The sequence below is a fragment of the Dietzia sp. MNB45 genome (assembly GCF_051994785.1).
GTDB classification, from domain to species: Bacteria; Actinomycetota; Actinomycetes; order Mycobacteriales; family Mycobacteriaceae; genus Dietzia; species Dietzia kunjamensis.
Genome location: NZ_CP163397.1, coordinates 394,427 through 419,311 on the forward strand (window position 1 = coordinate 394,427; position 24,885 = coordinate 419,311).

Annotated in this window: 25 protein-coding genes and 1 tRNA gene; 10 read left to right on the plus strand and 16 right to left on the minus strand. The window is 71.5% G+C overall.

All coding sequences use genetic code 11. The annotated features are described in order from the left end of the window. Positions 1-26: 26 nt before the first annotated feature. Positions 27-656, minus strand: a complete 630-nt coding sequence (locus tag AB5G72_RS01860; protein WP_440220814.1) for a hypothetical protein — start codon at positions 654-656, stop codon at positions 27-29. Here AB5G72_RS01860 and AB5G72_RS01865 point away from each other — a divergent pair. The 3 genes from AB5G72_RS01865 (at position 655) to AB5G72_RS01875 (ending at position 2,957) form a co-directional block, all read left to right on the plus strand. After that, entirely contained in the window at positions 655-801 is a 147-nt protein-coding gene (locus tag AB5G72_RS01865; RefSeq protein ID WP_167507185.1) for a hypothetical protein, read from the plus strand. The genes AB5G72_RS01860 and AB5G72_RS01865 overlap by 2 nt on opposite strands. Before the next feature lie 245 nt (positions 802-1,046). Then, positions 1,047-2,189 (plus strand): cytochrome P450, encoded by a 1,143-nt coding sequence (locus AB5G72_RS01870; RefSeq protein WP_440220815.1) that lies wholly within the window; start codon positions 1,047-1,049, stop codon positions 2,187-2,189. A gap of 156 nt (positions 2,190-2,345) precedes the next feature. Continuing rightward, positions 2,346-2,957: a putative glycolipid-binding domain-containing protein gene (locus AB5G72_RS01875; protein WP_244294162.1), complete on the plus strand. Its 612-nt coding sequence runs from the start codon at positions 2,346-2,348 to the stop codon at positions 2,955-2,957. A 19-nt stretch (positions 2,958-2,976) separates the two neighbouring features. Here AB5G72_RS01875 and AB5G72_RS01880 read toward each other — a convergent pair whose 3' ends face one another. Beyond that, on the minus strand, positions 2,977-3,939 hold the full coding sequence (locus tag AB5G72_RS01880) for a prephenate dehydrogenase (RefSeq protein WP_440220816.1): 963 nt from the start codon (positions 3,937-3,939) through the stop codon (positions 2,977-2,979). A gap of 36 nt (positions 3,940-3,975) precedes the next feature. Here AB5G72_RS01880 and AB5G72_RS01885 point away from each other — a divergent pair, with 36 nt between their 5' ends. From AB5G72_RS01885 to AB5G72_RS01900, 4 genes are all read left to right on the plus strand, one after another. Next, a complete protein-coding gene (locus AB5G72_RS01885; RefSeq protein ID WP_069388832.1) occupies positions 3,976-4,503 on the plus strand; it encodes a tRNA adenosine deaminase-associated protein in 528 nt (175 codons plus the stop codon). A gap of 119 nt (positions 4,504-4,622) precedes the next feature. Next, on the plus strand, positions 4,623-5,060 hold the full coding sequence (locus AB5G72_RS01890; RefSeq protein ID WP_271799238.1) for a nucleoside deaminase: 438 nt from the start codon (positions 4,623-4,625) through the stop codon (positions 5,058-5,060). 143 nt (positions 5,061-5,203) lie between these two features. After that, entirely contained in the window at positions 5,204-5,407 is a 204-nt protein-coding gene (locus AB5G72_RS01895; protein ID WP_120284924.1) for a CsbD family protein, read from the plus strand. A 74-nt stretch (positions 5,408-5,481) separates the two neighbouring features. After that, positions 5,482-5,572: transfer RNA gene (locus AB5G72_RS01900), tRNA-Ser, on the plus strand. Between the two features lie 217 nt (positions 5,573-5,789). Here the strand turns inward: AB5G72_RS01900 and AB5G72_RS01905 are convergent. Beyond that, positions 5,790-6,395 carry a TetR/AcrR family transcriptional regulator gene (locus tag AB5G72_RS01905; RefSeq protein ID WP_120284922.1) on the minus strand — a complete coding sequence of 202 codons (606 nt, stop codon included), beginning with the start codon at positions 6,393-6,395 and terminating at the stop codon, positions 5,790-5,792. Positions 6,396-6,532: 137 nt separating this feature from the next. Here AB5G72_RS01905 and tgt point away from each other — a divergent pair, with 137 nt between their 5' ends. Beyond that, positions 6,533-7,810 (plus strand): tRNA guanosine(34) transglycosylase Tgt, encoded by a 1,278-nt coding sequence (gene tgt, locus AB5G72_RS01910; RefSeq protein ID WP_440220817.1) that lies wholly within the window; start codon positions 6,533-6,535, stop codon positions 7,808-7,810. A gap of 72 nt (positions 7,811-7,882) precedes the next feature. Here the strand turns inward: tgt and AB5G72_RS01915 are convergent, their stop codons facing one another. Then, on the minus strand, positions 7,883-8,578 hold the full coding sequence (locus tag AB5G72_RS01915; protein WP_440220818.1) for an SIMPL domain-containing protein: 696 nt from the start codon (positions 8,576-8,578) through the stop codon (positions 7,883-7,885). Between the two features lie 123 nt (positions 8,579-8,701). Between AB5G72_RS01915 and AB5G72_RS01920 the strand changes: the two genes are divergently transcribed. Next, entirely contained in the window at positions 8,702-9,379 is a 678-nt protein-coding gene (locus AB5G72_RS01920; protein WP_132063732.1) for a hypothetical protein, read from the plus strand. Here the strand turns inward: AB5G72_RS01920 and AB5G72_RS01925 are convergent. From AB5G72_RS01925 to gluQRS, 3 genes are all read right to left on the minus strand, one after another. Further along, positions 9,376-9,744 (minus strand): CHY zinc finger protein, encoded by a 369-nt coding sequence (locus tag AB5G72_RS01925; RefSeq protein ID WP_440220819.1) that lies wholly within the window; start codon positions 9,742-9,744, stop codon positions 9,376-9,378. The two genes, AB5G72_RS01920 and AB5G72_RS01925, sit on opposite strands and share 4 nt — an antisense overlap. Then, a complete protein-coding gene (locus AB5G72_RS01930) occupies positions 9,741-10,466 on the minus strand; it encodes a queuosine precursor transporter (RefSeq protein WP_096906215.1) in 726 nt (241 codons plus the stop codon). The genes AB5G72_RS01925 and AB5G72_RS01930 overlap by 4 nt, the downstream gene beginning before the upstream one ends. Before the next feature lie 304 nt (positions 10,467-10,770). After that, positions 10,771-11,694, minus strand: a complete 924-nt coding sequence (gluQRS, locus tag AB5G72_RS01935; protein WP_440220820.1) for a tRNA glutamyl-Q(34) synthetase GluQRS — start codon at positions 11,692-11,694, stop codon at positions 10,771-10,773. 163 nt (positions 11,695-11,857) lie between these two features. On the opposite strand from gluQRS, the gene AB5G72_RS01940 reads away from it, so the two are divergent. After that, positions 11,858-12,214, plus strand: coding sequence for a 4a-hydroxytetrahydrobiopterin dehydratase (locus AB5G72_RS01940; protein WP_067714662.1), 357 nt, complete (start codon positions 11,858-11,860; stop codon positions 12,212-12,214). Between the two features lie 184 nt (positions 12,215-12,398). Here the strand turns inward: AB5G72_RS01940 and nuoN are convergent, their stop codons facing one another. The 9 genes from nuoN to nuoF are packed head-to-tail and all read right to left on the minus strand — an operon-like array spanning position 12,399 to position 24,884. Next, positions 12,399-14,015 carry an NADH-quinone oxidoreductase subunit NuoN gene (nuoN, locus tag AB5G72_RS01945; protein ID WP_440220821.1) on the minus strand — a complete coding sequence of 539 codons (1,617 nt, stop codon included), beginning with the start codon at positions 14,013-14,015 and terminating at the stop codon, positions 12,399-12,401. Next, the gene (locus AB5G72_RS01950; RefSeq protein ID WP_440220822.1) at positions 14,012-15,580 is read right to left on the minus strand and encodes an NADH-quinone oxidoreductase subunit M; all 1,569 of its coding nucleotides are present in this window, start codon (positions 15,578-15,580) and stop codon (positions 14,012-14,014) included. Before AB5G72_RS01950 ends, nuoN begins: the two co-directional genes overlap by 4 nt. Then, positions 15,577-17,568, minus strand: a complete 1,992-nt coding sequence (gene nuoL, locus AB5G72_RS01955) for an NADH-quinone oxidoreductase subunit L (protein ID WP_440221537.1) — start codon at positions 17,566-17,568, stop codon at positions 15,577-15,579. Before nuoL ends, AB5G72_RS01950 begins: the two co-directional genes overlap by 4 nt. Before the next feature lie 26 nt (positions 17,569-17,594). Continuing rightward, complete coding sequence (gene nuoK / locus AB5G72_RS01960; protein WP_067714654.1) at positions 17,595-17,894, minus strand: NADH-quinone oxidoreductase subunit NuoK; 300 nt, start codon at positions 17,892-17,894, stop codon at positions 17,595-17,597. Next, positions 17,891-18,652: an NADH-quinone oxidoreductase subunit J gene (locus AB5G72_RS01965; protein WP_067714651.1), complete on the minus strand. Its 762-nt coding sequence runs from the start codon at positions 18,650-18,652 to the stop codon at positions 17,891-17,893. Before AB5G72_RS01965 ends, nuoK begins: the two co-directional genes overlap by 4 nt. Further along, on the minus strand, positions 18,649-19,278 hold the full coding sequence (nuoI, locus tag AB5G72_RS01970) for an NADH-quinone oxidoreductase subunit NuoI (RefSeq protein ID WP_185951072.1): 630 nt from the start codon (positions 19,276-19,278) through the stop codon (positions 18,649-18,651). The genes AB5G72_RS01965 and nuoI overlap by 4 nt, the downstream gene beginning before the upstream one ends. After that, a complete protein-coding gene (nuoH, locus tag AB5G72_RS01975) occupies positions 19,271-20,650 on the minus strand; it encodes an NADH-quinone oxidoreductase subunit NuoH (protein WP_440220823.1) in 1,380 nt (459 codons plus the stop codon). The genes nuoI and nuoH overlap by 8 nt, the downstream gene beginning before the upstream one ends. Further along, positions 20,647-23,445: an NADH-quinone oxidoreductase subunit G gene (locus tag AB5G72_RS01980; RefSeq protein WP_440220824.1), complete on the minus strand. Its 2,799-nt coding sequence runs from the start codon at positions 23,443-23,445 to the stop codon at positions 20,647-20,649. Before AB5G72_RS01980 ends, nuoH begins: the two co-directional genes overlap by 4 nt. Then, a complete protein-coding gene (gene nuoF / locus AB5G72_RS01985) occupies positions 23,442-24,884 on the minus strand; it encodes an NADH-quinone oxidoreductase subunit NuoF (protein WP_440220825.1) in 1,443 nt (480 codons plus the stop codon). Before nuoF ends, AB5G72_RS01980 begins: the two co-directional genes overlap by 4 nt. Between the last annotated feature and the right edge of the window lies 1 nt (position 24,885).

Sequence of the window (24,885 nt, forward strand, 5' to 3'; positions counted from 1 at the left end):
CCTGCTGCGCTGGACGGACCGCCGGCTCAGGCGGGGACCGCGGAGCGGAACTCCTGAGCGGCCCGGGCGCCGGCGTCGAGGTCGACCTCGGGCCAGCCGTCGGGGGCGTGGAGCACCGCGCCGAGCTCGACGGCGGTGAGGGCGGACCCGGCGGTGAGCAGTGCCTCCACGGCATCGGGGTCGGGGGCGTCGAGCAGGGTGTCGTCGGCCAGCTCGTCGACGATGTCGCGCAGGGCGGCCCGCGTCACCGGGAACAGTTCGGGGTCGAAGCCGTCGTCGGTGGGCTGGTCCAGTCGCCACCACCGTGACCCGTCCCACCCGTACAGGAAGCCCAGGCACGCGTCGTGGGTGCGGGCGTGTTCGACGCCGCGGCGCCACCAGCCCGGGGCGTCACCCACCAGGTCGGTGCCGGCCTCCCCGGCGTTGCCGCTGCCCTCGGTGAGCGAGAACTCGTGGTGCCAGCCGGCGAGGAGTGCGCGCCCCGGCCCCGGCCGTAGCAACGCCATCCACATCCCCTCGTCCCCCGACCAGTGCAGGGCGCCGGCGGCGGGCACGTGGTGGTCGAGGCCCACCGCCGCGCGGACGGCGGCGTCCACGGCGAGGAGGGAGGCGATGTCGTCGGGCGTCGAGTCCAGGTCCACGGGGAGCACGGCCATGTGGACCACGCTAGACCTGATCGACGACGAGGAGGTGGCGATACCGGTGAACGTCCGGCCACCCGCGGGTGACGCAGGGGTGCGCCGGCGGGCGCCGGGCATCACCGATCCCGCTGCGGCGGGGGCGTGCCGACTCGTACGGTGAGCGCATGCGCAGCGAGGCGACACACGGTCACGCGGGCCCCGGCCCGGCACACGGTCACGCGGGCCCCGGCCCGACCACGCAGGCTGGGATCGGGCGGGACGGGCTCCCGCCCGGCCCCCGGCTCCCGCGGATCCTGCAGGCGGTGCTCGCCCTGTCGGCTCCCGCCGTCGTCTTCCCGGCGGCGGCCCGGCGCTACGGGGTGCCGTTCACGCTCGATCTCATGCCCCGGACGCAAGGTCGTCGCGGTGTCCGAGCCCGCGCAGATCAAGGACGTGTTCGCCGGCTCGCCGTCGGTCTTCCACGCCGGCAAGGGCAACGACCTGCTCCGTCCCCTCCTGGGCGAGCACTCCCTCCTCCTCCAAGACGGTGACGAGCACGCGCGCGCCCGGCGGCTGCTCGCGCCGGCGTTCGGGCGGCGTGAGATCGACGGCTACCGCACGCTCGTCGAGGAGGTCACGCGCGAACAGTTGGACCACTGGCCGCGGTCGGGTCGCGTCCGCGCGCACGTGCTGCTCAACCAGCTGACGCTCGAGGTGATCCTGCGGGTGGTCTTCGGGGTGACGGACTCTGCGCGCCTGGACCGGATGCGGCCGATCGTCGCCCGGGCGGTCGATGCCGGCCCGGTGGTGATGATCGGCCTGGGGATCCCCGCGCTGCGCCGGCGGTGGCCGTGGAGCCGGGAGGTGCGGGACCTCGAGACCATCCACGAGTTCCTCGGTGAGGAGATCTCCGCGGCCCGCCTGGACCCGGCCCTGTCCGAGCGGCGGGACCTCCTGGCGTTGCTGGTCCGCGCCTCGGCGGCCGACGCGCAGGGACTGTCGGATCAGGAGCTGCGTGACCAGCTCATGACCCTCGTGGCGGCCGGGCACGAGACCACGGCCACGGCGATGGCGTGGTCGATGCTGGAACTGGCCCGCCACCCGCGCGTCCAGGACCGGTGTGTGGCCGAGATCGCCGAGGGCGGGTCGGAGTACCTCGACGCCGTGCTCAAGGAGGTCCTTCGGTTGCATCCGGTGGTGCCGATGGTGATGCGGGAGCTGCAGGAGCCGGCCACCGTCGGCGGGCGGACCTATCCCCGAGGGGTGACGATCTCGCCGTCGATCGTCCTGGCCCACCGCTCCGCGGCCACCTACGCCGGGCCCCGTGACTTCGACCCGGGGAGGTTCCTCGGCGAGGTGCCCACGCCGACCGAGTGGCTGCCGTTCGGCGGTGGCGCGCGCCGCTGCATCGGGGCGTCGTTCGCGATGATGGAGGGCCAGGTCATCCTGCGGCAGGTGCTGGAGCGGTATCGCCTGGAGCCGGTGGGCAGCGGTCGCGAGTGGCCGCGGTCCCGCAACGTCACCCTGTACCCGTGGCGCCGTGCGCGGGTGGACCTGCGGCGGCGCTGAGCCCGGCTTACGGGTCGGCGCCCGCAGCCATCCCGGGCCCTCAGTTCCTCCTCAGGGCCGTCCGGGGGCCGGATCCGCCTGTGTGACGGGTGGTGGGCAGGAGGTTGACGGGACTCAGATGTGCGTTTTGGTGGAGATTTTCCTACCGTGGAGGCTGTGAACGCTTCAGAGACGTCCTCGCGGCAGCCCGAAGCGCACCGCGCCTCGGTCACCCGTATGTACACGTGGATATCCGAGAACGGCAGACTGATCGAGCAGGTCAGGGTCGTCCCCAAGGGTGATTCCACCCGCGCCCGCGGTCGGATCGTCGCCGCCGCCGGCCCGGACAACCCCGCCTTCACCGTGGAGTACGAGGCTCAACTCGGCGCCGACACGACCCTGCGCCGGGTGTGGCTGACCCTCACCACGGAGGAGCACGAGCGCACGATCGACCTGGTCTGCGACGACGAGGGGGCCTGGCTGCTCGAGGACTCCTCCGGGACCCGCTCCCGCGTGGGCGGCGACGGCGTGGTGGACGTGGACATCACCTACAGCGTGTTCTTCGCCAGCGTCATGATCCGTCGCCTGGGTCTGCACGCGCAGCCGGGTTCCGAGGACGTGCGGGTGTTGTCGGTGGATTCCATGACGCTCGACGTCACCGAGGACACGGTCACCCTCTCCAGCGACGACGAGCAGGTCCACGGCATCACCGCCACGGCGTCGACCAGCGCGACGGTCGACGCCGACGGCGTGATCATCGATGTGCCGGGGCTCAGCCGCCGGGCCTGAACGGCCGGCCGCCGGGCCTCTACGGCCTGTCGGCGAGCCTGACCGCCCTGCCCGCGGCGCCCGCCTCGCGGAGCGCCTCGAGCCACCCGGCCGCACCCGGCGTGACCTCTGCCGGTCGGGCGCCCCCGCCGGTGCGATCGGCCTGTGCGTCCTCGTAGGCGCGCCGTGCGCGGTGGCCGTCGTCGACGAGCGGCCCCAGCGTTCCCCGCTCGGCCAGCGACGCCCGCGCGGCCCCGAGGTCGGCGAGGCACTCGTCCAACACGTCCAGCAGCGCGTCCCGGTTGGGTTCGCAGATCGCGCGCACCAGATCGGGCGCGGTCCCGGCGACGCGCGTGCCGTCGCGGAACGACCCTGCCGCCAACGAGAGCGCGAGGTCACCGCCCCGACCGCCCGCCAGCGCGAGCGCCTCGGCCAGCACGTGCCCCAGGTGGGAGATCCGGGCGACGGCCGCGTCGTGGTCGGCGGAGGTCGCCGAGACCACCCGTGCGCCGGTGTCCAGCGCGAGTCGCGCCACCCGTCCCCAGGTGTCGGGGTCGGCGTCGTCGTCGGCCGCGACGAGCCACGTGGCACCGCGGAACAAGTCGGGGTCGCCTGCGTCCCAGCCGGAGTGGGCGGTGCCGGCCATGGGGTGCCCGCCGACGAACCGCGCCTCCAGTCCGTGCCGCCGCACCGCGTCCAGGACGGGGCCCTTGACGCTGATCACGTCGGTGAGGGCGACCGTGGGTGCGTGCTCGGCCACCGCGCCCAGGACCGCCTCGAGGGCGGGGAGGGGGACGCCGACGACGACGAGGGCATCGGTCTCCGCGGCCCGGCGGAGTGTGGTGGGCAGATCCGTGGTGACGTCGAAACCGGCGGCGGTGGCGGCCTCGGCGCCGGCGGGGGAGCGGTTCCAGCCGAAGGCCCGCTCCGGGCCGAGAGCCCGCAGGAGCGAGCCGCCGATCAGGCCGACCCCGAGCACGCACACGTCCGCCGTCACCGTCACCTGACAAGGTTCTCACAGCAGACTACGGTTGAGCCCATGCCCAGCAGCTCCGACCGACTCTCCCGCGACTCCGACGACGACTCGGTCACCGGCATCGCACTCGGGGTGGTCCAGGACGGCGGTTCCTGGCAGGTCACCCGTCTGGACGACGCCGCCCTCACCAGTCTCGACGACGCCGCCCGGCAGGTCCGGTCGCTGCGCGCGGAGGGGCCGTCGTTCGGGTTGGTCGACGTGGACCACGAGTTCTTCGTGATCCTGCGCCCGGGCCCGTCCGGGATGCGGCTCATGCTCTCGGACGCGACCGCGTCGCTGGACTACGACCTCGCCGCGGATGTGCTCGACGAGCTCAACGTGGACGTGCCCGACATGACCGACGAGGAGCTCGAGCAGACCGACCCGTGGGGCGAGGGCGACATGGCGATCCTCGACGACATGGGCCTGCCCGCCGGGGTGTTGGAGATCATCGTCTCCGAGACCGACCTGTACGCCGACGAACAGCTGCAGTCCGTGGCCGAGCGGATGGGCTTCGGCGACGAGTTCGAGCGGCACCAGCCCGACTCGTGAGCCACTGGTCGTGACGGCGCGGTGTCCGTGATCGCGGTGTGTCCGTGAACCGCGCCGGTTCGGTGCCCCCGGGGTCAGCGCACCCCGAACACCGGGGCTCCGCGCGGGTGGCCGACGAGATGCTGGTGAGGCGCGCTCTGGCCGTGGCGGGCGGTACCCCGGCCGAGGACGTGCCCGTCGGCGCGCTGGTGCTGGGCCCCGACGGTCGGGAGTTGGCCGCCGCCACCAATCGGCGGGAGGCCGACGGTGACCCGTTCGCGCACGCCGAGGTGATCGCGCTCCGCGAGGCCGCGCGGGTCCTGGGCGACGGTTGGCGGCTGGAGGACTGCACTCTCGTGGTGACCCTGGAGCCCTGCACGATGTGCGCGGGGGCGGCGGTCGCGGCGCGGGTCGGCCGCATCGTCTTCGGAGCCTGGGAGCCGCGCACCGGGGCGTGTGGGTCGCTGTGGGACGTCGTCCGCGACCGACGTCTGGTGCACCGTCCAGAGGTGCGGGGTGGTGTGCTCGAGGACGAGTGTGCGGCCGTCCTGGAGGGTTTCTTCCGCGCTCGTCGATGACGGCGGCTGTGCCGGGGTCCGCGGCGGGGCGCCCGTCGGTGACCCGATCGTGACCCGCTCGCGGTGGAGGCCGGCCCGGCATCTCCGTACCGTGGGCCGTGAGAGGTGCCGGACCCCGGCGCCGCGATCGAGAGGAGCACCACATGGGAGTGGGAGACAAGTTCTCGAATAAGGCCGAGGAGCTGGGCGGCCGCGCCAAGGAGTCGGCCGGCGCCGCGACGGGAAACCGTGACCTGCAGGCCGAGGGCCAGGCCGACCAGGGCGAGGCCGGCATCAAGCAGGGTGCCGAGAAGCTCAAGGACAAGGCCAACGAGGCCGCGAGCAAGCTCACCGGCAACGACAAGTGAGTTGCCGCAGCTGACTTCTCGCCTCTGGCCTGGCGATTTTCGTCCGGGGCCACTGGTGAAGTAGCCTAATCGGCGGTGGCGTGTCCGAGCGGCCGAAGGTGCAGCACTCGAAATGCTGTGTTGGGTAACCCCCAACCGTGGGTTCAAATCCCACCGCCACCGCCACGGGGAGAGCCCCGGATCTCGAGAGAGGTCCGGGGCTCTCGCCATTCCACCCCCTCGCCCGTGGCAGCCGTTCCCGCGCCTGGCCGCCCCCTCGGCAGCCGCCCCCGCGCCAGCCGCCCCTGACGATGGCGTCTCGCCTGCCCCGCGGTGGGTGCGAGACGCCATGGCGACGGGCGGCTGTGTGTGGGGCAGGAGCGGGCGCAGGCGAGCCCCGCTCTCAGGGGTGGCCGGAGGAGTCCTCGACGAAGTCCGGCAGTGTCACGACCGAGTTCAGGGTCGACAGCGCCGCATCGATCACGGTGTCCTGCGGCAGACCCGACTCCTCGCCCAGCAGGGCCAACTCCTCGGTGCCGGCCAGCCACGCCCGCGTGAGAGCGAGTGCCAGGGGGTCCGGGTCGTGCACCCCGAGGCTGTCGAGGATCCGCAGACTGATCGTGCGGTGCATGCCGTCGACGACCTTCTCCAGCACCGGATCCACCGCGCGGCCCGAACGCAGGACCGCCACGTAGTTGTCGCGCCGCCGCTGGATGTAACGCACCAGTGCCGTGATGATCGCGCGTGTGCTGTCCTCGGCGTGCGCGCCCACCGGGATCTCGGTCAGCGACAGCACGTGGTCGGCCGCCGCCCGCACGACCGCCGTGAGGTAGTCCAGCTTGGTGGGGAAGTAATGGAAGAGCAGGCTGCGGGACACCCCGGCCCGCTCGGCCACGTCGTCCAGCGAGAGGGCGTGGAAAGGCACGGTCTCCAGCAAACGGATCCCCAACACGATCAGCTGTGATCGGCGTTCGTGCTTGGAGAGCCTACGGCCACCTGATGTGGTCATCGCCCCACCTCGTCGTCGTACTCCTCGGGCGCGCACGTCGCGCCCCCCGACGCCGACGACTACGCCCCCCGTGCCGACGTACCTCTCCATCTTAGGGTCACGTCCGCAATCCGCGACCGCCATGCCACGATGGAGTGATGCCGGACAACGACACGCCCACCACCCGCGCGACCACCTTCGACGTGGGCGAGCGGATGGTCCTCGACGGGACGGCCGGCGGGCGGACGGGCGTCATCCGCACCCCGCACGGCGACATCGCCACCCCGGCGTTCATCCCTGTCGGCACCAAGGCCACCGTCAAGACGCTGACCCCCGAGCAGGTCCGCTCCACCGGCGCCCAGGCCGTCCTGGCGAACGCCTACCACCTGTATCTGCAGCCCGGGCACGAGGTCGTCGACGCCGCCGGCGGGCTGGGGGAGTTCATGCGCTGGCCCGGGCCCACCTACACCGACTCGGGCGGCTTCCAGGTGATGAGCCTGGGGGTGGGGTTCAAGAAGGTCATCGAGATGTCGGCCGGTGCCAAGCCCGACGACAAGGCCACCAACAAGGGGCAGGGGCGGCTGGCGAAGGTCGACGAGGACGGTGTCACCTTCACCTCGCACCTCGACGGCTCGCGGCACCGCTTCTCGCCCGAGGTGTCCATGCGGATCCAGCACTCGCTGGGCGCCGACATCCTGTTCGCGTTCGACGAGCTCACCACGCTGATGAACACGCGGAAGTACCAGGAGAGTTCGGTGGAGCGGACCCGGCGGTGGGCGCAGCGCTGCCTCGACGAGCACGAGCGGCTGTCGCAGGAGCGGGGGCACCGGCCGGGGCAGTCACTGTGGGGCGTGATCCAGGGTGCGCAGTTCGAGGATCTGCGGCGGCAGGCCGTGCGCGGGCTCGTGGAGATGAGCGAGCGCGCCGAGGCCGAGGGGCGACGAGGCTTCGGGGGCTACGGGATCGGCGGCGCGCTGGAGAAGGAGAACCTCGGAACGATCGTCGGCTGGTGCACCGAGGAACTGCCCGAGGACCGGCCGCGGCACCTGCTGGGGATCAGCGAGCCCGACGACATCTTCACCGCCGTGGAAAACGGTGCCGACACCTTCGACTGCGTCGCGCCCACCCGGCTGGCCCGCCACGGTGGGATCTACACGCTCGACGGGCGGGTCAACATCACCCGCGCCCAGTTCCGCCACGACCACACCCCGCTCGACCCGGAGGGCGCCTCGCCGGTGTCGCGGGAGTACTCGCGCGCCTACCTCCACCACCTGTTCAAGGCGAAGGAGTTCCTAGGCCAGACCCTGCTGACCCTGCACAACCTGGCGTTTGTGGTGCGGCTGGTCGACGAGGTGCGCGCGGCGATGGCGGCCGGGCCCGACGAGTACGTCGCCTACAAGGAACAGTTCCTGGGGCGGTACTACTCGGGACGCTGATCCCTGGCCGCCCTGGCCGCCCTGGCCGCGCGGCCAGGGCGCCCGGCCGCCCGTATCCGGCGGCGGGATCAGCTAGTTGATCTCGTAGGTCACGGAGACGGACACAGTGAGGTCCTGGCTACCGGCCTCGATCGGCGTCGAAGCTGCGCCGTCTGCCAACGACCTCGAGATCGGAAACGGAGTCGCTTCGGTCTTCGGTACCTCGGTGATCGACTGCACCGCCCCCAACTCCGCCCCGGCCGCCTCGGCGATCTGTTGGGCCTGTTCTTCAGCTCGCGTGACCGCCTGCGCCCGGGCCTGGGCCCTGAGGTCGCTGTCGTCGTCAATGGAGAACGTCAACTGCTGAACCCGGATCGCGTCGCCGGCGGCGCCCGCCGCTGCATCGATGAGATCGCCACTCCTGTCGACGTCGCGCAAGGTCGCCGTCACCTGGTTCGTGACGATGTATCCGTCGATGCTGCCGCTGGGCAGGAAATTGGGCTGCACCGACAGGTTCTTGGTGGCGATGTCCTCCTCTTCGACGCCCTGGGCCTTGATGGTCTCGATAAGGGATCGGGCGCGTTCCGCGTTGCCGGTCAGCGCTGTGCTGGCGTCAGATGCCCGGGTCTCGACGCCGAGCACGATGGTGACGGTATCGGGAGAACCGGTGACGATGCCGGTTCCCTGCGTGCTGATGACCCGCGGATCCTCACTCTGACCCGAGCAACCCGCCAGGAGCAGTGCGGCGGTGAGGAGTGTGAGTGCGGCGGGTACGCGGGGTGAGGCCATACGTCACTATGACGCAGGAACCGACATAGGCGGGCCTACGCGTCGGTCTTGGTCGACCAGCGGATGAGCTCCGCACGACCGAGGCGACTCGTAGGTGTCGGTGCTGCGTGCGACGCTGCGCGCATGACGAACCAGACCAGAAACGATCACCCCCACGACGACCTCGAGAGGCGCTCGCCGTTGGGCGTCCTCCTGCACAGTCCGGTACGCGATAGCTCAGAAAAGAGTGAGACGTGGCAGACCGCCGCGTTCAACCTCGCGGAGAAGGCGCTACGAAAGGCGCTGGCCGGGGATGACGCCGCGGTTCGGCGACTGATCAGCAGAATGGCGGATCTGGAGTTCGACGAGCTCATGGTTAGGTGGCCACAGCTGGTGGCCGCCGACCAGATTCTCTCCGGGGTGCTCGAGCAAGGTGTAGAAGAGTTCGAGGAGGAGAAGGATCTGTACGAGGCGGCGTACTTCGACGAAGACGACGAACTGATCGCCGAACTAGAGGAGGAGGAGCCCCGGGTCTCGGTGGCGACTGGGATCTACAGAGCCGCGTACGGGGCGGACCCAGTGGCATTCGCGACGCTCCGGGCATCGATCCTCGACGTGCTCTCCGACCCGTGGAGACAGCGACGCGGCGGGGTCCACAACGACGGGTTACAACGGGTGGCTGACAGGTTGCCGGAGGGGGCCAGAGCTCGGGACCTGCCCCGAGAACGCATCGAGAACGAACTCGCGGGCGTGATCCGGGCTCACCTGGTCCTGGCAGCACGCATGGTCGAGGAGTTTCGCGCGCCGTTGAACTCGACCTAGGACTCGAAGTAGAGCGGGTAGTGCAGCGAGCAGCCCGGGTTGAACGCCGTGCCGCAGGCCGGGCAGGCGTCGACGGCCTGGTACTCGGCGATGGTCAGCGTGCTCCAACATACGCCGCAGAGCAGGGCATCGGTGTCGAACTCGTCCCGCGGCCACACCGACAGCGCATGGTCGGTGGCGTCGGCGTGGCAGCGGAAACAGGGATAGAACTCGCCGCAACAGTGGAAGCGGATCGCGATGACGTCCAACGGGCCGTGGTAGTGGACGCACCTGGTCTGGTCGTCGACCGTCGCCCCCAGCACCGCCACCGCGGCAGGTCGAGCGGCATCGCGCCCGTCGTCTGCGTCCCGGTCAGCGGAAGTCATACCGCCGAGTGTGACAGGGCGGAACCCGACAGGGCGGCCTGATAGCTGGGCTCGCGCTTCTTGATCCACGCGATCACCACGTAGGTCACCGGCAGCAGGACCGCCTCGACGAGGGTCTTCCAGACGAAACCGATGACGACGTAGTTCCAGTAGTCGCCCGAGCCGAGCACCATGCCCAGCGCCGGGGCCGCGATCGTGCAGAACACCAGCGTGTCGGCGAGCTGGCCGACCACGGTCGACCCCAGGAGCCGCGCCCACAGGCTCCGCTCACCGGTGCGGCGCTTCATCCACACCAGGACGTAGGAGTTGAGCAGCTCGCCGACGACGTACCCGGCCAGGCCGGCGAGGAAGAACTGCGGGATGACCCCGGCGACGGCCTCGAACGCATCCTGGTTCTCGTAGAAGTCGGCCGGCGGCAACTGCACGGTCAGGCTGAAGCTCAACGCGGCCAGCGCCAGCACGGCGAAACCGGAGAGCACGACGCGGCGCATCGCCTTGAAGCCGTACACCTCACTGATCACGTCGCCGAGCACGTAGGCCAGCGGGAAGAGCAGGAAGGCGCCGTCGGTGACGAGCCCGTCCATCGAGAGGAACCCGAGTTCGAAGCTCAGGTCGGGGAAGAGGAGGACGCCCTTGGTGCCGGTGACGTTGCTGATGAGCATCACGCCGACGAACAGGGCGATGAGATAGCCGTAGTACGGGCTGGCGACGGTGGCGAACACGGCGCGGCCGGGGAGACCGGCGGAGGCGGCGGACGCGGTGGAAGGGGTACTGGGCGCCGGCTCGGGAGTGTTCCCGTCCGGCCGCCCAGTCCCCAGCTGGTCGGAATTCTGCGAGGAAGTGGTCACGAACGACGATTATCCGCTCCGCCCGCCGCGATGCCGAATCCCTGCCTGTCGAATAGGTCGCGTCGCGCCGCGTCACCGTTGATCGACAAGTCGCTTCCGCACGCGTTGTGCGAGTGGGTCTGCGCGGAACGCTCTTGTCGATGAGGCGGGAGGGCCGGGCTGGGCGCGCGTCGGCCGATCAGGCCACCACCCAGGGGCCGGCCCGCAAGGACTCGGTGGTCACCACTCCATGCAGCGCCTCGATCGAGTCCGCGCCCTCCGGCCCACCGAGGGAGGCCACGATACTGGCGACCGCGGCCCTCGTCGTCGTCCCCTCCTGCGCCAGATCGGCCAGGGTCACCGCGCCGTCCCGCTTGGCCAGACGCTCACCGGCGGCGTTGACCGCGAGCGGCACGTGCACGTACTCCGGGTGCGGCAGGCCCAGTAGGTCGGCCAGATGGGCCTGGCGGGGAGTGGAGGAGAGCAGGTCCTCGCCGCGCACGACCTGGTCGACGCCCTGCTCGGCATCATCGACGACGACGGCGAGGTTGTACGCCCACACGCCGTCCCCGCGGCGCAGCACCACGTCGTCGACGACGCCCGTGTACGGCCCGTGGACGCCGTCGGTGATCGTCAGCTCCGCGACCGTCGCGCGCAGTCGCAGCGCAGGCACCCGCCCCGGGCCGAGTGCCTCCCGGCGACGCTCCCGTTCCGCCTCCGACAGGTCACGGCACGTGCCGGGGTACGACCCGGGCGGGGAGTGCGGTGCGCGCGGGGCCTCGGCGATCTCGCGGCGCGAGCAGTAGCACTCGTAGACCAGGCCCTGGTCGGACAGCTGGTTCGCCGCCGCGGCGTAGGCGTGCGACCGCTCGGACTCCCACATGATCTCGCCGTCCCAGTCGAGGCCGATCGCCGCCAGGTCCGCCAGCTGACGCTCGGCCACCCCGGGGCGCGCTCGGGCGGCGTCGAGATCGTCGACGCGCATCCGGAACGCCCGGCCCGAATCGCGGGCCAGCACCCACGCCGCCACCGCCGTGCGCAGATTGCCCAGGTGCAGGTCGCCCGACGGGCTGGGCGCGTACCGGCCGGCGCCGGGGGGCAGAGGACTGGCGGGGGCTTCCACGCTGAACAGAGTAGGCCGCGCCACCAGGAAGGGCCGACGCGGCGGGAAGCGCCGGGCGCAGCGGAGATTTCCCGCGCCCCGGCGGGAAGCAGCGGGCGCGGCGATGAGTTCCCGCGCCCCGACGGGAGTGCCGGGTGCGCTGCGAGGTGCCAGACTGGACAGCATGAGCGCAGACGCCGACAACGCCCGCCCCGCCGCCGACGACAACACCCGCCTGACCGAGGAGCAGATCGCCGAAGGTCTCGCCGACCTGCCCGGCTGGGCCTTCTCGGAGGGGTCGCTGACCTACACGGCCGTGTGCGAGACCCCGCAGGCCGCGATCAACCTCGTCGCCGCGATCGGGCAGGCCGCCAATTCGCAGGACCACCACCCCGACTTGCTGTGGAGCTACGACGAGGTCACCCTTGATCTCCGCAGCCACGACGTCGACGGGGTGACCCAGCGCGACCTCCGACTGGCTCGGTCGGTCTCCGCGCTGTCCGGGGAGTTCGACGCCACCCCGCTGGGCCTGGGGGAGTAGGGGGCGCGGCGGGATCCGGGGGCGCGGCGGGCGGCAGGCAGTGGGCGGCAGTCGTCGAGAAGAGTGTTTCGTGCACTGCTACTCGACCGATGCGGGTGAAAGACTCTTGTCGACGCGGTGACTGATGGCCGGTTGGCTGTCTACCCGCGAACTCCGCCAACTCGGACTCCTACTCCGCGAACTCCTACCCCGCGAACGCGGCCGCCGCGGTGGCCAGGTCGAGCAGTGGCTGCGGCACGATCCCCAGCAGGATCGTCACCACGACCGCGACGCCGACGACCGCGTACGTGACGGGCCTGCGCGCGAACGCCACCTCGCCGGCGCCTGCAGAGCCGAAACGCTCGTTTCCGGAGTCCACCTCGCCCGCATCGCAGAAGAACATCACCACGATCACGCGGACGTAGAACGAGGCCGCGATCGCGCTCGTGAGCACGCCGATCACCACGAGGCTCACCGCGCCGCCGGCAACGGCTGCGGAGAACACCGCGAACTTGGCGATGAACCCGCTGGTCAGCGGGATGCCCGCGAGTGCGAGCAGCAGCAGTGCGAACGCGCCCGACACCAGTGGCTGACGTCGGCCGAGCCCGGCCCAGGCCTGCAGGTCGGTGATCTCGGCGCCGTCGGGCGCGCGGACCAGCCCGGCCACCGCGAACACGCCGACGGTGCTCACCGCGTACGCCGCGAGGTAGAACAGCACGGCGGAGGTACCGGCCGCCGGAGGGCCGAGCACCCCGGTGAGCAGGAATCCGGCGTGCGCGACGGAGGAGTAGGCCAGCAGGCGTTTGACGTCGTTCTGCGTGACTCCGACGACCGTGCCGACGATCATCGTCAACGCCGCGATCACCCAGAGCACGGGCGCCCAGTCGTCCTCGAGGCGGGGGACGGCGGTGTGGAAGAACCGCAGGATCGCACCGAACGCGGCGAGTTTGGTCCCGGCGGCCATGAACGCCGTGATCGAGGTGGGCGCGCCCTGGTAGACATCGGGGGTCCAGGTGTGGAACGGCACGGCCCCGACCTTGAACAGCAGGCCCACCGACATCATCGCCACGCCGATCAGCGCCAGCGAGCTGCCGCCCTCGGCGGCGACCACTGCTGCGATGCCGCCGAATTCGACGGTTCCGGCGTACCCGTAGATCAGCGCGGCGCCGTAGGCGAAGATCGCCGAGGAGAAGGACCCCAGCAGGAAGTACTTCACCGCGGCCTCCTGGGAGAGGAGCCGCCGCCGGCGAGCCATGCCACACATCACATACAGCGGCAGGGACAGCACCTCTAGCGCGATGAACAGGGTGATGAGGTCGTTGGCCGCGGGGAACAACATGAGCCCGCCCGTGGCGAACAGTGCGAGCGGGAAGACCTCGGTCTGGGAGACGCCCGCGCGCTCGGCCTCGCGTTCGGCGTCGCCGCCCGGGGCCAGGGCGGCCTGCGGGGCGAAGCCCGCGAGCACCGGGCGGCGGGCAGTGGCCGCCGCGCCCACCGAACCCGACGAGGCCCCGGCCGCCGCGCCCACCCGGGAGCGTTCCCCGATGAGCACCCCCGCCCCGATCGCCACGAGGGCCGTCGCCCCCTGCAGGAACAGCGTCGGCCCGTCGACGGCTACGGCGCCGCCAGCCGTCACCAGCCGCGTCCCGGCGAGCAGAACCACCGTCACCAGCGCCGCGACGAGCCCGCCGAGGTACAGCACCAGCTGCGCGGCATAGCGGCGTCGGGCGGGGGCGAACGCCTCGACGAGCACCGAGACGATCGCCGTCCCGAGCACCACGAGCAGCGGCAGGAGCGAGGAGTAGGCGATGTCCGGGGTCATCGGGTGGCACCTTCCACGTGGGCGACGGTCTCGGCGACCGCCGGGTCGATCACGTCGAGCGCCGGCTGCGGGTAGAAGCCCAGCACGATCAGCACCACGACCAGCGGGGCCAGCACCACGCGCTCGCGGGTCGTCAGGTCGGGCGTGGACCGCAACCCCGGCGCGAGGGGCCCGCCCATCACCCGCTGGTAGGTCCACAGGATATAGACGGCCGCCAGGACGAACGTCGCCGTCGCCAGTACGGCGGCGACGGGGTAGACCTCGAACGTGCCGACGAACACCAGGAACTCGCTGATGAACGGGGCCAGCCCGGGCAGTGACAGCGTCGCGAGCCCGGCGATGAGGAACACCCCGGCGAGCACGGGCGCGGCCTGCTGCACCCCGCCGTAGTAGCCGATCTCGCGGATCCGGTGCCGCCGGACGAGGAACCCGGCCACGAGGAACAGCGCGGCCGTGGCGATGCCGTGGTTGACCATGTACAGCGCCGACCCGGCCGCCGACTGCTCGGTCGCGGCGAACACACCCAGCACGATGAACCCGAAGTGGGAGATCGACGCGTAGGCGATGAGCCGCAGGAGGTCGGTCTGGGCGATGGCCATGATGCCGCCGTAGACGATGCTGATCACCGCGAGCGTCACCATCACGGGCGCCGCGGTCGCCGCGGCCTCGGGGAACAGCGGCAGGCTGTAGCGCAGCATCGCGAAGGTGCCGACCTTGTCCACCACGGCCATCATGAGCACCGCGGAGGCGGGCGTCGCGGCGACGGCGGCCCCGGGAAGCCAGGTGTGGAACGGCCACAGCGGGGCCTTGATCGCGAAGGCCAGCGTGAACCCGGCGAACAGCAGGAGCATCGCGCCGGGCGGTATCTGCAGTCGCCCGTCGGCGACGGCGTCGGTGATGAGGCGGTAGTCGAAGGTGCCGCGGCCGTCGGGCCCGAGTCCGGCCCGGTCTGTGTACATGTAGAGCCCGAGCACCGCGGCCAGCATGACGAGCCCGCCGAGCAGGTTGTAGAGGAGGAACCGCACGGCCGCCTGCGCCCGGTCCGCGCCGCTGTCCCCGAACGCGCCTGTTCCGAATCCCCCGATGAGAAAGTACAGCGGGATGAGCATGGCCTCGAACGCGACGTAGAACAGCAACACGTCCAGGCTCGTGAAGGCCACCAGCGCGAGCCCCTGCGTGGCCAGCATCAACGCGGGGTAGGACTGTGCGCGCCGGCCGTCCCAGGTGGCGCCGCTGGAGTCGTCGGTGTCACGCCATCCGGCGAGCAGCAGCAGCGGCATGAGTGCGGCGGTGAGCAGCACCAGCACGAGCGCCACGCCGTCGAGCCCGAGCGTGTACGTCGCCCCGAACGCGGGGATCCACGGCCGCGACTCGACGAACTGGTGGGTGTCGCCGCCCGGCTCGAATCCGACCGCCAGCGCGACGGCCAGCCCCAGGACGACCAGGGACGTGACCAGGGCGAGGGGCCTCGCCGCGCGGCGCGCGCTCGCGGGGAGGACGACGACGACGAGTGCGCCGACCAGGGGCGTGAGCCATAACGCGGTGAGCAGTCCGGGGCCGGTCACAGGACGCCACCACCCAACATCGCGGCGATCACCAGAACCGCGCCGATCAGCATGTACAGCGCGTAGGAGCGGGTGAGTCCGGATTGCAGGAGTCTCGTCCGGGCGGACAGTGCGCCGAGGGTGGTGCCGACGCCCGTCGTCGCCCCGGCCACCACCCGCCGGTTTATCACCTCGATGCCCGCGACCAGGGCCTGGCCGGGTCGCATGAACACCGCCTCGTTGAGGTCGTCGGCATACAGGTCGCGGCGCGCGGCCCGCGTGAGCGCGGAGCCGGCGGGGGCGGTGGTCGGGACCTCACTACGGGTGTAGCGGTGCACGGCGAGGGCGATGCCGACGGCCACCACGACCAGGGAGGCGGCGGTGACCAACCACACCGGTAGGACGTGCTCCGGATGGTGCTCGCCGACGACCGGTGCCAGCCAGTCCTGCAGCCGCCCGCCGAGCGACAGCAGCAGACCCGAGAGCACCGAGCCCACGGCGATCGCGATCATCGGCGCCGTCATGATCGCCGGCGACTCGTGGGGGTGGGCGTCGTCGGCCCAGCGCTGCGGGCCGAAGAACGTCAGGATCATCACGCGGGTCATGTAGAAGGCGGTGAGGCCCGCGCCGAGCAGGGCCACGGCCCCCAGGAGGTAGCCGACCGCCGATCCTGAGCCGAACGCGCCCCCACCCGCAGCAGACCCGCTGCCCACGTCGAACGCCGCGGAGATGATGCCCTCCTTGGAGTAGAACCCGGCGAACGGAGGGACGCCGATGATGGCCAGGTAGCCGAGTCCGAAGGTGACAAAGGTGACCGGCATGACCGCGCGTAGGGCGCCGTAGCGTCGCATGTCGACCTCGTCGTTCATCCCGTGCATCACCGAGCCGGCGCCGAGGAACAGTCCGGCCTTGAAGAAACCGTGGGTGAGCAGGTGCATGATCGCCAGCGCGTATCCGGCGGGCCCGAAGCCGGCGGCCATGACCATGTACCCGACCTGGCTCATGGTGGAGGCGGCGAGGACCTTCTTGATGTCGTCCTTGGCGCAGCCGATGACCGCACCGAACAGCAGCGTCACGGCGCCGACCGCGATCACCGCGGCGCGCGCGGTCGGGGTCGCGTCGTAGATCGGGTTGGACCGGGTGATGAGGTAGACGCCCGCGGTGACCATGGTCGCGGCGTGGATGAGGGCGGACACCGGGGTGGGGCCCTCCATCGCGTCGCCGAGCCAGGACTGCAGCGGCACCTGGGCGGACTTGGCGCACGCGCCCAGCAGCAACAGCAGCCCGAGCGCGGTGACCAGCCCCGAGCTCACCGCCCCGCCGTCGGCCCCCGCCGCCCCGCCGCCGATCGCCGAGAACACGCCCTCGTAGGACAGCGTGCCCAGCTGGGTGACCATGACCATCAGCGCCACACCCAGACCGATGTCGCCGACGCGGTTGACGACGAACGCCTTCTTCGCCGCGGTGGCAGCGGACGGCTTGTGCTGCCAGAACCCGATGAGCAGGTAGGAGACCAGGCCGACACCCTCCCAGCCCAGGTAGAGGCCGAGGAAGTTGTCGGCCAGCACCAGCAGCAGCATCGCCGCGAGAAACAGGTTGAGGTAGGCGAAGAACTTGCGCCGCGCCGGGTCGGCCGCCATGTAGCCGATGGAGTACACGTGGATGAGCAGGCCGACGCCGGTGACGAGCAGGACGAACACCATGGACAGCTCGTCCAGGCGCAGGCCGAAGTCCATCTGGAACTCGCCGACCGAGACCCACTCGAACAGGGTCTGTCCGGAGGCACGGTCGGCGGCGTCACGGCCGGTCATGGCGACGAGCTGCCACACCGCCACGGCGAAGGAGGCCAGCGCGGTCGCGCACCCGAGCAGGTGGCCCCACCCGTCCGCGCGGCGACCGAGCAGCAGCAGGACCGCCGCGCCGAACAGCGGCAGTGCGGGGATGAGCCAGAGCGCGGACCCGGCGACGGCGGGGGCGAGGGCGGCTGCGGTCGTTGTCGTCGTCGTCATCACGGTCGTCGTCATCGTCGTCCCCCCTAGTACCTGAGCAGGTTGGCGTCGTCGACGGACGCCGATCGGCGGGAACGGTAGATGGCCATGATGATCGCGAGGCCGATCACGACCTCGGCGGCGGCCACGACCATGATGAAGAACGCGAAGAGTTGGCCGGTGACGTCGCCGTGCATCCGAGCGAACGCCACCAGGGCGAGGTTGGTGGCGTTGAGCATGAGCTCGATGCACATGAACAGGACGATGGCGTTGCGCCGCAGCAGGAACCCGGCCGCGCCGATGGTGAACAGCACGGCCGAGAGGTACAGGTAGTACTCGGGGTTCACCGTCGGCCCCCTTCGCCGGGTCCGCCGCTGCCGAGTTCGTCGGGACCGTCCGCGCGATCGGCCGCATGGCGCCGCAGCACCTCGCTCACCGAGTCGGGGGCGTCGGACCCGTCGGGCAGTCGGGCGGGCATGTCGGCGGAGTTGCGGCGCGCGTACACGCCGGAGCTGGGCAGCGGGGTCACGCGGGCGGAGTCGTCGGCCTGCCAGTCGAGGAAACGCTGCTGCGACATCTCCCGCTGGGTGAGGCGCCCGGTGAAGCGCTCGCGGTGCGCCAGGACCATCGCGCCGAGGGTGGCGATGATGAGCAGCACCCCGGTGAGCTCGAACGCCCACACGTGCCGGGAGAACAGCAGCTCCGCCAGCGCGGGGACGTCCGAGTATCCGGGGGCGAACCCGGCGAACGGCGGCAGTTGCGCCCGCGCCAGCCCGGTGGCCAGCAGGATGCCGAACCCCAGGCCGGCGACGATGGCCGCCACCCGGTGCCCCCGGATCCGCTCGACCAGCGAGTCCGAGGACTCCACCCCGATCAGCATCACCACGAACAGGAACAGCATCATCACGGCGCCGGTGTAGACGACGATCTGGCCCACGCCCAGGAACACCGCCCCCTGCGCGATGTACAGCACCGCGAGCGAGACCATGGTCGCCGCCAGACACAGCGCCGAGTAGACCGCCTTGGTCGCCGAGACCACCCCGAGCGCCCCGGCCACGGCGATGATGGCCAGCACCCAGAACAGGACGGACTCCCCGGTGGTCACGAGGCCCCCTTCCCGCGGCGCGCGCGCGAGCCGGCAGCGGTCGCCCCGCGCGCCTCGGCGTCACCGGGCTCGTACGGCTCACCCTGTTCGGGTGCGGAGCCGGTGATCTCTCCGCGGTAGTAGTCGAAGTGGTCGGCGCCCGGGTACATGTCGTGCGGGGCGGGGACCATCCCGGCGAGCATCGGTCCGAGCAGGTCGTGCTTCTCGTAGATGAGGTCGGCGCGGTTGTCGTCGACCATCTCGTAGTCGTTCGTCATGGTCAGCGCCCGGGTGGGGCACGCCTCCACGCACAGGCCGCAGCCGATGCAGCGCAGGTAGTTGATCTGGTAGATCCGCCCGTAGCGTTCGCCGGGGGAGAAGCGTTCCTCGGCGGTGTTGTCGGCGCCCTCGACGTAGATCGCGTCCGCCGGGCACGCCCATGCGCACAGCTCGCAGCCGATGCACTTCTCCAGCCCGTCGGCGTAGCGGTTGAGTTGGTGTCGCCCGTGGTAGCGGGGCGCGGTGGGGACCTTCTCCTCCGGGTACTGCTCGGTGTGCGCCTTGCGGAACATCGTGGAGAACGTCACCCCGAACCCGGCGAGCGGTTCGAGGAACCTGGGAACCCGGGACCGTGACTGCCTAGGCATGGCGGGACTCCTGACTGGGGGGCGTGTCTGCAGATGTGGTTCGGCCCAGCGCGACGCGCTGGTGGGGGAGCGGAGGGACGGGAAACCCTCCGGCCGTGGGGTCGAAGCGCGCGCCCCGCGTGACGGACGCGGGTGGGGAGTCGCCGCGGGTGGGCGTGGCCCGGCCGCCGCGCCGGTAGCGGGACCGATGGACGACGACGATGACCGCCACCGCCACCAGGCCCGCGACCACCATGGCGGGCGTGAGGAGCTCGGACCCGGGGCCCACGATCACCCGGATGGTCGCCACCGCCATGACCCAGGCCAGCGAGACGGGGATGAGCACCTTCCAGCCGAAGGCCATGAACTGGTCGTAGCGCAGTCGCGGGAGGGTGGCCCGCAGCCACATGAACAGGAACATGAACGCCCACACCTTGGCCACGAACCACAGCAGCGCCCACCAGCCGGAGTCCGCGCCGTCGATCAGCGAGAACGGCAGGGGGGCCTGCCAGCCGCCGAGGAACAGGGTGGCCGCCAGCGCGGAGACGGTGGTCATGTTGACGTACTCGGCCAGCATGAACATCGCGAAACGCAGCGAGGAGTACTCGGTGTGGAACCCGCCCACCAGCTCTCCCTCGGCCTCGGGCAGATCGAAGGGGGCGCGGTTGGTCTCGCCGACCATCGAGATGACGTAGATGACGAACGAGGGCAGCAGCAGGAACACGAACCACACCTGCGACTGGGCGGCGACGATCCCCGACGTCGACATGGTGCCGGCGAAGAGGAACACCCCGACGAACGACAGCGCCATCGCGATCTCGTAGCTGATCACCTGAGCGGTGGAGCGCAGGCCGCCGAGCAGTGGGTAGGTCGAGCCGGAGGACCAGCCCGCCAGCACGATCCCGTACACGCCGATCGAGGTGACGGCGAGGACGTAGAGCACTCCCACGTGCAGGTCCGTGAGCTGCAGCGGCGTGGAGTGGCCGAAGACGGAGACCACGGGCCCGAAGGGGATCACCGCGAACGCCATGAACGCCGGGATCACCGCGATGACCGGTGCCAGCAGGAAGATCGGCTTGTCGACCCCGGCCGGGATGAATCCCTCCTTGAGGGCGATCTTCACGCCGTCGGCCAAGCTCTGCAGGATCCCACCGGGGCCGACGCGGTTGGGGCCGATGCGCATCTGCATCCACGCAAGGATCTTGCGCTCCAGGTAGATGGCCGCGAGCACGGTCACCACGAGGAACACGAAGACCGCGAGGACCTTGGCCAACACCAGCCACCACGGGTCCGTACCGAAGGCCGTGAGGTCGGCGCCGGTGGTCGACGAGGCCCCGGCGACGAGGACGGCGGGTCCGTTCACCGCGACTCCGCTCACCGCGACCCCGGTCATGACGCCACCTCCCCGGCCGCGATGGACACCACGTCGCCCGCGCCGGCGGCGAGAGTCGCGTTCACGGCGGACCCTGGCGAGTTCTGCGGCACCCAGACCACGCGGTCGGGCATCTCGGTGACGGCCAGCGGCAGGGTGATCGCCCCGCGGTCGGTGGAGACGGTCACCGGGTCGTCGTCGGCGGCTCCGAGTTCGCGGGCGGTCGTCGGCGACAGGCGGGCGACGGGGCGGCGGGCGGTGCCGGCGAGGTGCGGTTCCCCGTCCTGCATGCGACCGTCGTCGAGCAGCATCCGCCACGTGGCCAGGACCGCCTGCCCGGCGCCGGGCTCCGGACCCGCAGCCGCCCGCGCAGATGTCCCCGCTGAGGCCCTCCCATCCGCAGCCGCTCCTGACGATGGCGTCTCGCCAGCGCTCCGGTCGGTGCGAGACGCCCTGCCGGGGTGCGGCTGCGGATCCGCGTGGGCGGATGCGGGGCGGAGTGCGTGGCCGACGGCCTGCATCTCGCGGCGCACCGATTCCACGTCCGCCAAGCCGAACCAGGCACCGGTCTCCTCCGCCAGGGCATTGAGGACCCTGTGGTCCGGCAGAGCGTCGGTGCCGGTCAGGGCGGCAGCGAAGGGGCGGGTCCGGCCCTCCCAGTTCACAAACATGCCCGCCTTCTCGGCGACTGCTGCGACCGGCAGGACGACGTCGACGCGGTCGGTGATCTCACTGCGGCGCAGTTCGAGACTCACGACGAAGCCGGCGGCGTCGATCGCGGCCAGCGCGGCGCGCGGGTCGGGCAGGTCGGCGGCCTCGACGCCGCCGATGAGCAGGGCCCCGAGCTCGCCGGAGCCGGCCGCGGCCAGCTGCTCGGCGGTGCTCCGGCCGGGCGTCGCGGGCAGATCGTCGCAGCGCCACAGCTCGGCGAGGGTCCTCCGGGCGTCGTCATCTGAGACGGGAGCGCCGCCGGGCAGCAGTCCCGGCAGGCACCCGGTCTCGAGCGCCCCGCGCTCACCCGCGCGCCGGGGAATCCACGCCAGCCGTGCGCCGGTGGCATCCGCGAGCGCAGAGGCGGCGGCCAGCCCGCCGGGCACCGCGCCGAGCCGCTCGCCGACGAGGATGACCGCGCCGGGCTCGCGCAGCAGAGTGGGCAGAGCGCCGCGGGTGGGGTCGGTCGCGGGGTCGTACCCGGCGGCGTCGGAGGTCGGTTCGCCGGCGGGAGCCGCGCCGCCGGAGTCCGTGCCGCCGGGGTCCGTGCCGCCGGGGTCGGAGGGGACGACGGCGAGGGCGCTGAGCACCTCGGGCTCCGCCCCGGGGACGGTCGGCAGCAGAGCGCCGCGGGTCTTGCGGATGGCAGGGGTGGCGAAGGGCGCGATCGAGAAGACCTTCAGCCCGTGGTCGCGCGCGGCCCGCCGCAGGCGGAGGAACACGATCGGCGACTCCTCCTCCGGGTCGAAGCCCACGAGAAGCACGGCGGGTGCGGTCTCGAGGTCGGCGTAGGTCACGGCCCCGCCGTCCTGGCCCGGCCCGCCGTCCTGGCCCGGCCCGCCGTCCTGGCCCGGCCCGCTGTCCTGACCCGGACCGCCGCCGGATCCCTGCTCCGACCCGCCGCCCGGGCCGCGCCTGGCGACCCGGTCGGCCAGGAAGTCCGCTTCCTCGGCCGAATGGGGGCGGGCGCGGAAGTCGACGTCGTTCGTACCGAGCACCGTGCGGGCGAACTTGGCGTAGGCGTAGGCGTCCTCGGCGGTGAGCCGCCCCCCGGTGAGGACCCCGGCCCGTCCGCGGGCGGCGGCCAACCCCTGGGCAGCGGTCGCCAGGGCGGTGGACCACGGGACCGGGACCAGCCCGCCGCCCTCGCCGCGGACCATGGGGGTGGTGATGCGGTCGCGCTGGGTGGCGTAGGTGAACGCCCACCGGCCCTTGTCGCAGTTCCACTCCTCGTTGACCTCGGGGTCGTCGCCGGCGAGGCGGCGCAGGACCTTCCCGCGACGGTGGTCGGTGCGCTGCCCGCAACCGCTGGCGCAGTGCTCGCAGACCGCCGGGCTGGAGACCAGGTCGAAGGGGCGGGCGCGGAAGCGGTACTGCGCGCCGGTCAGGGCGCCCACCGGGCAGATCTGGACAGTGTTCCCCGAGAAGTAGGACTCGAACGGCTCGTCGCCGTACACCCCGACCTGCTGCCGGGCGCCGCGCTCGAAGAGGTCGATGAACGGGTCCCCGGCGATCTGCTCGGAGAAGCGGGTGCACCGGGCGCACATGACGCAGCGTTCGCGGTCGAGCAGCACCTGCGACGAGATGGCGATCGGCTTGGGGAACGTGCGCTTGACCTCGGTGAACCTCGACCGCCCGTGGCCGCTGGACAGGGCCTGGTTCTGCAGCGGGCACTCGCCGCCCTTGTCGCAGACCGGGCAGTCGAGCGGGTGGTTGATGAGCAACAGTTCCATCACCCCGCGCTGGGCCTTGTCGGCCATCTCGGAGGTGAATTGCGTGCGCACCTGCATGTCCTGGGTGACCGGGGTGGTGCACGAGGTGACGGGCTTGGGCGCGCCCTCGACCTCGACGATGCACTGGCGGCACGCCCCGGCCGGCTCGAGCAGCGGGTGATCGCAGAAGCGGGGGATCTGCACGCCCAACCGCTCGGCGGCGCGGATGATGAGCGTGCCGGGCGGCACAGAGACCGCGCGGCCGTCGACGGTGAGCGTGACGAGATCGTCCGTGCGCTCTGACTTGGCGCGCTCTGACTTGGCGCGGCCATGGTCCGGCTCCTGGTCGGGACCGCGGGCGTCGCGGGGGACACCTGACCGGGCGGAGGTCATCGGGCCACCTCCTCGGGTCGTGTGGGATCCGGTCGTGTGGGATCCGGTCGAGTGGCCGGCCGTACGGGCGGTCGCCGGGAGCCCGCACCCGCACGGTCGGTCCGGTCGAAGAGGGTGGAGCGGCTGTGGTCGAACGGGCAGCCACCCGGGATGTGCGCGAGGTACTCGTCGCGGAAGAGCGCGATCGACGAGATGATCGGGGTCGCGGCGGCGTCGCCGAGGGCGCAGAACGACTTGCCGGCGACGTTGTCGGAGATGTCTAGCAGTCGGTCCAGATCGTCGGCGGTGGCGGTGCCGTCCTCGAGTCGGTGCATGATCTGCTCGAGCCAGTACGTGCCCTCGCGGCAGGGGGTGCACTTGCCGCACGACTCGTGGGCGTAGAACTCCGTCCACCGCAGCACCGCCCGCACGACGCAGGTGGTGTCATCGAAGATCTGCAGTGCCTTGGTGCCGAGCATGGTGCCCTCGGCGGCGCACCCCTCGTAGTCGAGTGGCATGTCGAGCTGGGCGTCGGTGAGCAGCGGGGTCGAGGAGCCGCCCGGGGTCCAGAACTTCAGGGTGTGGCCCTGGCGGATCCCGCCGGCCAGGTCGAGTAGCTCGCGCAGCGTGATGCCCAGCGGTGCCTCGTACTGGCCGGGCCGGGTGACGTGCCCCGACAGTGAGTACAGGGTGAAGCCGGGGGACTTCTCCGAGCCCATCGAGCGGAACCACTCGGGCCCGTGCTGGAGGATCGACGGCACGCTGGCGATGGACTCGACGTTGTTCACCACCGTCGGACAGGCGTAGAGGCCCGCGACGGCGGGGAACGGCGGCCGCAGTCTGGGTTGGCCGCGGCGTCCCTCGAGCGAGTCGAGCAGGGCGGTCTCCTCTCCGCAGATGTAGGCGCCCGCCCCGGCGTGGACGATCAGATCGAGGTCGACGCCGCTTCCGAGGATGTCGCGGCCGAGGTACCCGGCCTCGTATGCCTCGGCGACCGCTACCTGCAGGCGGCGCAGGACGGGCACCACCTCACCGCGCAGGTAGATGAACGCGTGCGAGGCGCGGATGGCGTACGCGGCGATGATGATGCCCTCGATGAGCACGTGCGGGGTGGCCAGCATGAGCGGCATGTCCTTGCAGGTGCCGGGCTCGGACTCGTCGGCGTTGACCACCAGGTAGTGGGGTTTGGCGGCCGCGGAGGCCTGCGTGCCCGGGCCGGAGTCGGAGCCGTCGGCCGACTCGCCGGTCTCCTGCGGGATGAAGCCCCACTTGCGGCCGGTGGGGAACCCGGCGCCGCCACGGCCGCGCAGGCCGGCGTCGAGGACGGTGGAGATGACCTCGTCCGGTCCGGTGGCCAGGGCGTTGCGCAGGCCCGTGTAGCCGTCGTGGTCCAGGTAGGTCTCGAGCGTCCAGCTGTTGGGGGCGTCCCAGTAGCGGCTGAGGTACGGTGCGAGCGGCATG